At 43.6% G+C, this 9764-nt stretch carries 18 protein-coding genes; 15 read left to right on the top strand and 3 right to left on the bottom strand.

Translation table 11 applies throughout. From position 1 onward, the window contains the following. Both I8752_RS36555 and I8752_RS36550 read right to left on the bottom strand, forming a co-directional pair. A partial coding sequence (locus tag I8752_RS36555) for a 3'-5' exonuclease (protein WP_214437025.1) occupies positions 1-511 on the bottom strand: 511 nt, incomplete at its 3' end. Positions 512-613: 102 nt separating this feature from the next. Then, on the bottom strand, positions 614-1414 hold the full coding sequence (locus I8752_RS36550; protein WP_214437024.1) for a hypothetical protein: 801 nt from the start codon (positions 1412-1414) through the stop codon (positions 614-616). Between the two features lie 30 nt (positions 1415-1444). On the opposite strand from I8752_RS36550, the gene I8752_RS37880 reads away from it, so the two are divergent. From I8752_RS37880 to I8752_RS36515, 7 genes are all read left to right on the top strand, one after another. Next, positions 1445-1591, top strand: coding sequence for a hypothetical protein (locus I8752_RS37880; protein ID WP_225896145.1), 147 nt, complete (start codon positions 1445-1447; stop codon positions 1589-1591). Positions 1592-1942: 351 nt separating this feature from the next. Further along, positions 1943-2308, top strand: coding sequence for a hypothetical protein (locus I8752_RS36540; RefSeq protein WP_214437022.1), 366 nt, complete (start codon positions 1943-1945; stop codon positions 2306-2308). An 87-nt stretch (positions 2309-2395) separates the two neighbouring features. Beyond that, the gene (locus I8752_RS36535) at positions 2396-2944 is read left to right on the top strand and encodes a hypothetical protein (protein ID WP_214437021.1); all 549 of its coding nucleotides are present in this window, start codon (positions 2396-2398) and stop codon (positions 2942-2944) included. Beyond that, on the top strand, positions 2941-3156 hold the full coding sequence (locus tag I8752_RS36530; RefSeq protein WP_214437020.1) for a hypothetical protein: 216 nt from the start codon (positions 2941-2943) through the stop codon (positions 3154-3156). Before I8752_RS36535 ends, I8752_RS36530 begins: the two co-directional genes overlap by 4 nt. A gap of 12 nt (positions 3157-3168) precedes the next feature. Further along, complete coding sequence (locus I8752_RS36525) at positions 3169-3384, top strand: hypothetical protein (protein WP_214437019.1); 216 nt, start codon at positions 3169-3171, stop codon at positions 3382-3384. 605 nt (positions 3385-3989) lie between these two features. Continuing rightward, positions 3990-4355: a hypothetical protein gene (locus I8752_RS36520; protein ID WP_214437018.1), complete on the top strand. Its 366-nt coding sequence runs from the start codon at positions 3990-3992 to the stop codon at positions 4353-4355. Between the two features lie 20 nt (positions 4356-4375). Next, positions 4376-5128 (top strand): hypothetical protein, encoded by a 753-nt coding sequence (locus tag I8752_RS36515; protein ID WP_214437017.1) that lies wholly within the window; start codon positions 4376-4378, stop codon positions 5126-5128. A 23-nt stretch (positions 5129-5151) separates the two neighbouring features. On the opposite strand, the gene I8752_RS36510 is transcribed toward I8752_RS36515, so the two are convergent. Then, entirely contained in the window at positions 5152-5337 is a 186-nt protein-coding gene (locus I8752_RS36510; protein WP_214437016.1) for a hypothetical protein, read from the bottom strand. A 78-nt stretch (positions 5338-5415) separates the two neighbouring features. Here I8752_RS36510 and I8752_RS36505 point away from each other — a divergent pair, with 78 nt between their 5' ends. The 8 genes from I8752_RS36505 to hisD all read left to right on the top strand — a co-directional run bounded on the left by I8752_RS36505 (position 5416) and on the right by hisD (position 9567). After that, on the top strand, positions 5416-5943 hold the full coding sequence (locus I8752_RS36505) for a hypothetical protein (protein ID WP_214437015.1): 528 nt from the start codon (positions 5416-5418) through the stop codon (positions 5941-5943). Between the two features lie 25 nt (positions 5944-5968). Continuing rightward, positions 5969-6217, top strand: a complete 249-nt coding sequence (locus I8752_RS36500) for a hypothetical protein (protein WP_214437014.1) — start codon at positions 5969-5971, stop codon at positions 6215-6217. Then, positions 6217-6360 carry a hypothetical protein gene (locus I8752_RS36495; RefSeq protein ID WP_214437013.1) on the top strand — a complete coding sequence of 48 codons (144 nt, stop codon included), beginning with the start codon at positions 6217-6219 and terminating at the stop codon, positions 6358-6360. The genes I8752_RS36500 and I8752_RS36495 overlap by 1 nt, the downstream gene beginning before the upstream one ends. A 14-nt stretch (positions 6361-6374) precedes the next feature. Then, positions 6375-6872 (top strand): hypothetical protein, encoded by a 498-nt coding sequence (locus I8752_RS36490; RefSeq protein WP_214437012.1) that lies wholly within the window; start codon positions 6375-6377, stop codon positions 6870-6872. 3 nt (positions 6873-6875) lie between these two features. After that, positions 6876-7541, top strand: coding sequence for a hypothetical protein (locus I8752_RS36485; protein ID WP_214437011.1), 666 nt, complete (start codon positions 6876-6878; stop codon positions 7539-7541). Continuing rightward, complete coding sequence (locus I8752_RS36480; protein WP_214437010.1) at positions 7538-7846, top strand: hypothetical protein; 309 nt, start codon at positions 7538-7540, stop codon at positions 7844-7846. Before I8752_RS36485 ends, I8752_RS36480 begins: the two co-directional genes overlap by 4 nt. Positions 7847-7891: 45 nt before the next feature. Further along, a complete protein-coding gene (locus I8752_RS36475) occupies positions 7892-8077 on the top strand; it encodes a hypothetical protein (RefSeq protein WP_214437009.1) in 186 nt (61 codons plus the stop codon). Positions 8078-8286: 209 nt separating this feature from the next. Beyond that, positions 8287-9567 carry a histidinol dehydrogenase gene (gene hisD, locus I8752_RS36470; protein ID WP_214437008.1) on the top strand — a complete coding sequence of 427 codons (1281 nt, stop codon included), beginning with the start codon at positions 8287-8289 and terminating at the stop codon, positions 9565-9567. Positions 9568-9764 lie beyond the last annotated feature (197 nt).

The following is a 9764-nucleotide window of genomic DNA, read 5'->3' as shown; positions in this document are numbered from 1 at the left end:
ATGCAGAATGATTGCCCCCGATTAACGGTTGCCACTTGTAATTACCGTGGAAAGCATTCCACTCTCCTACCCATTGGGAGTACCAAAGCATTGCACAGTCGATAGAACCGCCGTTTGTGAAGATGCGGCATTGTCGGCGATCGCTAGTGGGGAATGCTAGCTGAATTCCGTGTACTCTCAAAGAATTTTTAATAGCCCGTAAATCAAAATCAGCATTGTAAATGATTAAATCTCTGTTACCTATTCGTCTCATTAACTCTAAGAAAACTCGATCGAAGGTTGGGGCATTGTCTACAGCCTCATTTGTGATTCCGTGTATTTCAATCGCCTCAAGCGAAATCGGGATAGTTGGTTTAACGAGTGTTTGCCAGCCTGGCATCCCTGGCGCAATAACCCCTGTTTGGCATATTTGGGCCTGTTTTAAATCCGTCGTTTCGGTATCCAGAATGCACCAGTTGTTTTCGGTCAAAATATTTTTAGCCCAAATGGTGGCAAGATTTTTGTCTTTCATAGCTAAACCCTGTGTTAATTTTTGGTTGATACACCTGAATGCGATCGCGTTTGTGGCATGAACGCGTTCGCCCTTGGCGTTGGCGAAGCCATCGCTTTTGTCTTAATCACCTCCCTCCCCAAGCAACTCCTTATACTCTGAAACGGCATTTCGGTAAGTTTCAGTGTTGCCAGGTCTTGCATTCCAAAGCATTTTGATGATTTCTGTCTGGTTTATATTCATTTCATTTCGCAACCTCAAAATTTCAGCTTTCGCTTCGTTTCGCGTTAAATTGAAACGGGTGAAACGCCGATTTTCAGTGCTGAAATCATTGCTATCCGGTCGTTTCACCGTTTCATCGCCTCGTTTCACCGTTTCAGGGTCTAAATTAAACTCCAAATCCCAGATTCGCCGTAAGGTGTCGCGGTCGATAGCAGGCTGTGAAGTGTGGGTGACTCCGAAATTTTTAATAACTTGCCAGTTTGGCAGCAGGATTGGCTCAAAACTCTGTCCTGGCAATTTCATGAAAGCCTGCCTGGGGTTATTCAAAGTCGGGGGAACGAGTTTGACTTCAAGTAAAGCGTTGTCCCGCAGTTGGGCAATATCTTTTGCTCCTCCCAGCTTAGAAAGAGTGCGATCGTGAGAGATGGCTAGACTATCCAAAAAAATCTTGCGATTATCGCTCAAAGACGACTGCAAGTAATTGTGAGAATTATCTGCTTGGTGCGAATAGATGGTCGTACTAAAATCCATTAAAGTCCTCCAAATGTTCTCAGCTGCTTGCTTTCGGAAGAGTAGCGGACGGGCATTGTTAACCATGAAGATTGAAAGTGTCTCTCCTACTTTGGTGGCAGAACAGACATCGTTTAAGTTGATGATTCTGTCGATGCCTTCTTCTTGAATGTGAACTAGTCTGTTTAGCATTTCGGCTATCGCTTTTTACGTTTGTTTACAATGACCGCTGTCCGGCGATCGCTTTTTCCTACTCTTCACCTCCGCTCAAAACTTCAGTGTCGAATTCAAAATCGAGGTAACGGCATACCTCTGTGGTGCTGTGGTAGGGAAAATCTGGGCTTTCCCTTATCAGCGACACGGCGCTGACGAATCTTGCTATTAGCCGCATGAATCGTGAAAATGCTTTTACGTCTTTGGTTTCTCCCTCAATGCGAAGTTTGATTTTTCCCATTGGTTGGCTGTTGTTGGTTTTCGGTTGTCGCCCCTAGCAGGTCTTTGGGCTTGCAGGCTGCTATCTCTGCATGGTTTGGGGTTTCGGTGGTCAGTACTCAGCGCTGGCAGGTCTTTGCTGTTGCCTCAGTGGCGGTAGGCTGCCATCTCTACTGGATTTGCGTGAATAATTAGTTACATTTAAACAATGCTAATTTATAGTATTACATATGTGAAAATGCAAAACTAATTCTCATTTGTACATGTGTGATAATTGAAAGGCTTGCTATGAAAAGAGAAAATCAAAATGGTAGGAAGACCAAAGTCAGAGAGAAACGCAAAAACGGTAAGCTTGACAGTATCCCCAGAAGCGTGGGAACTCTTTCGCCGAAGGGCGCAAAAACTAGGGATGACTCGCTCGGAGCTAGTAGAACTAATAGCGACAAATCAAATACCCTTGTTGTCAGCGCTGGAGAGGGAACTCCTGGGGGAATCGCACGCCAACTGATTGACAAGACTAAAGAGCAGTTGGCATATCACAAGACACAGGTATCTGAATTAGAGGCTCGAATACAGGAACTAGAACAATTTGCCGAGGACTTAGAAACAGAAGAGACAGAGAAAAGTACAGAGGAAATCGAAGAAGTGGAATAAAGCCGTTTGCCTGTTTGGGTAGACGGTTTTATTTATGCCTGCTTTTCTCAGTTAATGCTCGACTAGATTTCAGCGCTTGGGGTGACCATGAATCAAGATTTTAAAAACAAATACGGGTATCCGCTGATGCAAGCACAAGCAGAACCCGTAGATGGTGGAAAGAGTTGCAATTCAATCCACTATGGACAGTTTAATCAATATCCTCTTCGCAATCCGCGATTTGCTGATCAGCATTGTGCATCTAATGCATTTACTAGAACGACTAGGGCTAACACTTCAGCAACTCATCCCCAGGAAGCCCCAATACTCCCACTTTCGATCGCCTCCACCGCGACCCAAGCCTGGAAAGTGGTCACAGTCTTACCTCAACGACCCCAGAAACAGGCAACTGCAACAAGACCTAATTGCCATGCTCAATGGCGACATCCTCACAGCCAAGCGCCTGCTCCGACAACAGAGGCAACTGCACCGGGGCAAGTCAGACAACTGGTATCTGGAGAAAGTCATCGACGACTTGAAACGCGATCGGCGTTACTAGTTCAGTTTTCCACCTCAAAAATTAGCGGCGGCTGTCCAAACATTGGGCAGTCGCCGCTATTGTTTTTCTCTGCAAATCAACTGACCAAAGACTCATGAGCGAACAAAAACCAGAACAGCTACCCGATGCCAGCGGATTCTTTGATGACCATCTGCCAAAGCCGCCAGAGTGGATTAACTTCCAGCATCCCGACTTCCCCAAATACTTTTATATCGCCATCATCGACAAGAACGGGCAAATAAAAACCTGGTGGCAGCGGCTCCCCGAACACCTTCGCCCCTCCCCTCCCTTGCAAGGCGATCGCTCCTGACAACCCAGTACCATGCCACTAAAAGCAATTCTGATAGACCCTAACGGAAACAAATTTGCAGAAAAGGAATTTGTAGCTGTTGCTCGGCTTCCGCGCGCTGTCTACCTAGACGGAGCTTTCTGTATTCTGAAGCGCATCCAGGGAACCCAGGGAATTTACCAAACGATTCATTACTACCGATTTCCAGAGACCCCGATTGAAGAAGACGCGATCGCCACTGACCACTGACCAACTATCTGCTTTCACAAAAGAAATGAAAACAACAGCAATTTTGACCCGTCACTTTTTCATTACTTCACCCGTCACACCCGTCACTTTCCTTATACAGCAAGGATTCTGACCCGTCACTCGACCCGTCACTTCACCCGTCACTCGACCCGTCACTTCACCCGTCACTCACTCGTCACCAATGCACAACCCACAAAACAGAACATTTATACTACTGCATTTCTGGCTTTGGACAGCCATGCATCACCACGGATTCAAATATTGTCAGTGTCGAATTACGTCACCAGTAGCTATCAGTATCGAATGGTCAGCACTGACACACCCGCAACTAAGTATCGGATTTTCATTCAGCATTCCGCACTTATTTCTTGACGTACCTTATTCGATATTTGTTGACTTTACTGATGCCATGAAAAAACAAGGGCTAAACATTAACCCTTGTACGTTAGATAACATTCCTTTTTAAAGAAATTCAGTCACCAACTACACATTTACTGAAGAACTAACTATGCTGCAACCAAGAAAAAAACTGAGTGAATGTAACAGCATTCCTCAGCCAAAAAGTATCAATAATTGGTTAAATTATAACACATTTGGAGGGGAAAATGATTAGCGAAACTCCCTCTAGACAAACAGTTGCGGTGTTAAATGCTGCATATAAAGATAGCGATACAAGAAACAGATTTGATTCCTTTGAAGACTTTCAATCATTTGTCAGAAATTCCTTTATTCAAGGAAGTGGTATCGATTCCGATTTATTTGATGCTTGTATTGAGTTCCATCAAGATTTAGAATTTTTTGATGGATATGATTGCAATACACCCATACATGACGCATTAAACTGGGAATACAAACGCTTTACCAAACAAGCTAACGAACCACTTTATGCAGCATTTTTGACTAATGAAGACGACACTGCCACAATCTCGGTGACAATCCCAAGTCCCAAAAGAATTTTTCTCCTGACCTAGTAGAGACGTGTGTCACGGTTTTGGGTTGGAAAGTTGAGAAACGCCACAGTAATACTGGCAAGTTTGTCAAAGGAATTCGGCTGCGAGTCGCTGGGACTGATGACCATATCCCGACTCATGACGTTTACTTGATGAGTCGAATCAAAAGTGACGGGTCGAGTGACGGGTCGAGTGACGGGTTGAGTGACGGGTCACAACCCTTGCTGCATAAGGAAAGTGACGGGTGTGACGGGTTAAATGATAAAAGTGACGGGTCGAGTGACGGGTTGAGTGACGGGTCGATTGACGGGTCACAACCCTTGCTGCATATAGAAAGTGACGGGTGTGACGGCAAAACCGAAGTTAATTTTCAACTTCCTTGCGAGGAAGCACCTGTTTTTGAGGTCGAGCAAAGTCAGCCGGCACTGCCCGAACCAATAAAGGTCAAAATAAATGCACCAATGGGAGGTATAAAGGCGATGGCCACTCCCATTGATTGCGAGAAATGGTCAATTCACCTCATGCATCCAGACGCTACTGAATACCGTGAAGAAATAAAAGGCGGCAGCCGGAAAGTTTCTAACCGATTGAAAGCTTTAGCCGCAAGGTGGCAAGCGAGTGTCACCTACCGCGTCAGTCGAATAACTCAAAACGGTTATGAATGGGTTGAGGGGTGTAAATGCGTGGAAGCAAACCATACAGCACGTGGGCGTAACTATATATTTGAATCTCCAGCAGGAGAAAGTATTCAAATATATAGTGAGCGAGATATTGAGATCGAGAATAAAGTTTGAAATAATCGTTGATTCTCAACGAATTAATCCACCCCCAACACACCTGGATTCTCTTTAACCAGTTCTTGGAATTTCCGCAGCTCGTCCCAGGTACGACTGCTTAGGTCAGGTTTTTTGGAGTGCTGGTTAGGGCGGAAATTCTGCTGTCTAAATTCAATGTAGCGGTCAATTGCACTTAAGACCGAATCGGCTGAGATGCCGTGTGACATGGCATTATTGCGATCCAGTTTTCTGGCGTAATCAATGATTTGAGCTGACAGTACAACTGGAATTCTAATAGTTTTTGTTTGTCCACTGAGCCAAGTGCTGTTACTGCTGTCCAAGCAAGTATTACTGTGCAGGGCGACAACATTAAAACATTATTCGGCGCAACTGCTCCTGACACACTTTTTGGAATTGAGCGTGATTTGTCTAAGACCGAGATTGATGAAAGCTTTTACGCAGCTGAATGTATCATTACCGTTGTTCCTAATGCTAGTCTGACTCAAGCAAAAACACAAAAGCAATCAAAAATCACTAAACGAAATTACAAAGCTTACGAAGGTATCCGCTCTGGCTCTGTTCCTTACGGTCGCACCACTAATGCACCTCAAGCTGAAACCGAAGGCGGCACTCCTACAACTCCAACTTTAGCAACCGTAAGTGAAGAAGATGTTAGAAAGTCTTTAATGACTGCTTTAAAAAAAGGTACAGTCGGCGGACAATATACCGTTTTAGGGCTGCATTTCATCCCAAAAGAATTTGTTACGGTTCGTAGCTTTGACCGCGCTAAACCAACAGGTAATAATCTAGCTACAGGTTTGCCATCTAACTAATAACTTGAAATAGCATTTTGTCAGCATGAACATAGCAGCCAATCGACAAATCAGACAATGCTTTTCTGTGATTATTATTCCTCATAATCCAGAGCAAGAAATGCAATCGGCAATTCAAGCGTCAATGATTGTCGATCGAGCTACTAAAGCAATGATTCGGGGGGAGATTTCTCCCGATGATTTGCTAGAAATGGTTGAGCCATATCTTGATGATGTTGATAAATACATTGAAGAAGTAGAAGAAAATTTAGCTGAGATTTATTTAGGAGATTAATGATGGCAGAAGAAAAGCAAGAGAATCAACCCAATCAAACGCCTGAAACCAACGTTGAAGTTCCACCTTCTCAACCCACACAACCAGAGCAACGTGGTAAACGCCGCCGCAGACCAGGCGGACAAAATATTAAAGAAGCTTAAAAACTCAGATATTTATGAGTAACCCAGTTTTACAACTTGAAAACTCGCAAAACTGGGAAAGTGTTTACACGACTACGGTTGAGGCTGTAGTTAGTGCTAATGGGGAAAGCTACACACCAATTCCGACAATTACTATTCCAGTCCTATTGGATAAACATATCATTGCAGTTTCAGTTACTTGTAGCACTGCTAAACCAACATGGTATTTTGGCGGTTTTCTTAATCAGAGAATTAATTTAGGACTTTTGGTTGGAGGTTTACCAGATTCTGATGCTGTACAAAAGCGTAAAATCTGGCTTAACCGAATTACTTTGATTATTTTCCCTGAACTCACATCAACTTATTCTCTGTCACTTGATGTTCCTAAATGGTTTCAATATGTCAGTTTTACTGTATTTAAATACGTTGGTATTGAATCAGATACGACTGAAAATCTGATTAATCAAATTATCAATGTAGACTTACCGCGCATTGAACAAAAAGTCAATGACATTTCTAACTATGGCGCTTAACAAATGACTTGGCAGAACTTGGGTACTTTCAATTTAAATAAAGATTGGTTGATTGTACCTTTTACTGGAGAAGTCTGCCGAGTTAGACACTCTTTAAACAAACAATATGACGGCAAGTATTTAAAAGCTGTTGTAGCCAAAGCATTTAATGAGGATGGCGAAATCAATATCTATAATCCTCAAAGACTGAGTTATAGAGTTAGTGAACTTGAGCTTTTTTACTTCCCTAAAGTTGTAGTGGGAGAGAGTTTAGGCTTTTTGCGTCTTGATGACGCTGATGTAAGTTGGTCAATTTCTATTCAAACCTACCAGGAAAATATGTTCTACTCTACAGTTAATAAACAACCTACTACTACTGCTCAACCTGATGCTGATGTGAGCGTTGCTAGTACTCAAAAATCTACAATTGTTCCAGAAAAAACAGATGGCACTAGACGCTCTTACCTAATTTCTAATACAGGAGCATCAACTGTATATTTTAAATTTGCTCCGATTGGAGCTAATCTCACTGATGCTAGTGTTAGTGTCTCTGCAACCAGTTATGATTTTTCGCTAGCACCTACTGAAAAATATGTTGATATTAATTTCAGCAAAAATGCTGTTGTTGGCATTTGTTCTGGTGCGCTATCGACTGCCAAAGTTAAAGTTACTGAGTTTATGTATTCATGAAAGTCGATGCTACCGCAGCAGGCTTTTTATTATCTTCAGTCTGCGCGGCATCCGGCTGGGTTGTCTGGTGGCAAAACAAGATTAAATTTGACAAAGAAATAGCTGCTAGAGATGCCGCAGATTCGGCAACAAAAGCCTATGCGGCTAAACGCGATTTTGAACACTTGAGGAATAACCAAAAGGATATTTCTACTGGTATTACTCTGGGATTTGATGAAATGGAAAGACGCTTTGAGGTACTTGATAGGGATATTTTAGATATCAAAGCCCAGCTAACAATCCTCAACGCAACCGAGCATAGATAACTTAATTATTTTGGGAATACTACCAACACACACAGGAGAACTTAAATGTCACAATCTACTCTTAATAAAATCACCACAATTTTAGGTTTGGTCGCTGGTGGGTCAACTCTGCTTGGTGGTGCTGGATTAATTGGACAAGGTGTTGCTGGAACTGTAGCTGGTATCGCTACCGCTATCCTTGGCTATCTCGTACATCAGCCGACTGCTGACCAGCAGCCAGCACAAAAATGATTCTGTCCTCCTTAATACTACAAATGTAATATCGTCAGGGGATTCATGGTAAAAAGCTTTCCCAATAGAAAATGCTACATATAAGCGTTCCTGTGGAATATTTTATTGTAGAATTGCTAAGGGATACCCTTCACATCCTTTGTTAGCTCAATTGGGTCGCTCCAGCTTTAAACTAATTATTGACCTCACTGCTTTATAAAATACTGTCCATGCAGCTACTTAAAATTACCGACAAAGATTTTTCTGTGAAATTCCAAACTCTTGTCAGCGATCGCCGGGAAGCTACAGTAGATGTTAGTGGGACAGTACGCGAAATTTTGGCTGATGTCAAAGGGCGTGGTGATGCCGCAGTTAAAGACTACACTAGTCGCTTTGACCGTTACAATCCCCAATCTTTGCATCTGAGTGAAACCTTTATTGCCGAACAAGCAGCACAATGTTCTGCCGATGTCAAGGCAGCGCTAGAACTAGCTGCTGAAAGAATTACAGCTTTTCATCAAAAACACCTACCGCAAGATATTGGCTACACCGATGCAGTGGGGGTAAAACTGGGGTTGAATTGGGTAGCGCTGTCGCAAGTAGGAATTTATGTACCAGGGGGACGGGCTAGCTATCCGAGTTCTTTATTGATGAATGCCTTACCAGCCAAAATAGCTGGCGTGGAAAGAATTGTGATGACAGTGCCAATGCCTGGCGGTGAGATTAATCCCGCCGTCTTGGCTGCGGCCCAAGTTGCTGGCGTTACAGAAATATATGGCATTGGTGGGGCACAAGCGATCGCCGCATTAGCCTATGGTACGGAAAGCATCGCCCCTGTGGATAAAATTGTCGGCCCCGGTAATGCTTATGTTGCTGAAGCCAAGCGTCAAGTATTTGGCACTGTTGGCATTGATAGCATCGCCGGGCCTTCAGAAATTTTAGTGGTAGCCGATAGTCAAAACAACCCAGATTGGATTGCCTGGGATTTACTATCGCAAGCAGAACACGATCCTAGCGCCCAGTCAATCTTAATTACTGATTCGGAAATCTTCGCACAACAAGTAATCAAGGCTGTTGAGAAAATTCTTGTAGACTTACCTACTACAGAAGTCGCTAGTGCTAGTTGGCAAAATTATGCTGCCGTGATTCTAGTCAGCGATTTGGCACAAAGTATACCACTGCTCAATCAACTAGCTCCAGAACATGTGGAATTGTGCACAGATAACCCACAACAGCTTGCCAATCAAATTAAGTGTGCTGGAAGCGTATTTTTAGGACGCTATACTCCAGAAGCGATTGGCGATTATTTAGGAGGCCCCAACCATGTATTGCCTACTGCCCGTTCTGCCCGCTTTGCCTCTGGCTTGAGTGTTTATGATTTTCTCAAACGAATTACTTATTTAGAATGCGATCTACAAGCATTACAGACAATAGGCAAAGCAGCCGTTACCCTAGCAGAAGCAGAAGGTTTGCCAGCCCATGCAGGTAGTGTATCTATACGCTTGCAATAAGCTAAATCATTTGTGAAAATCTCTGGTGGGAAACTGTTGGACAGGGTGTAGGGGGTAGGGTGTGGGGTGTAGTGAAGACGGCGTTGGAAGAGGATTCTAACCTCTGCCAACGCAAACGCCCTGAAAGGGCGGGGCTTTTAACCCTTCGGTTGTTGGGGCTATTTCTTTCCCCACACCCCACACCCCACACCCTACAC

This window comes from Dendronalium phyllosphericum CENA369, from assembly GCF_016056275.1.
GTDB classification, from domain to species: Bacteria; Cyanobacteriota; Cyanobacteriia; order Cyanobacteriales; family Nostocaceae; genus Dendronalium; species Dendronalium phyllosphericum.
Note: the sequence above shows the minus strand (reverse complement) of the source record. Positions and strands in the feature narration are given on the sequence as shown.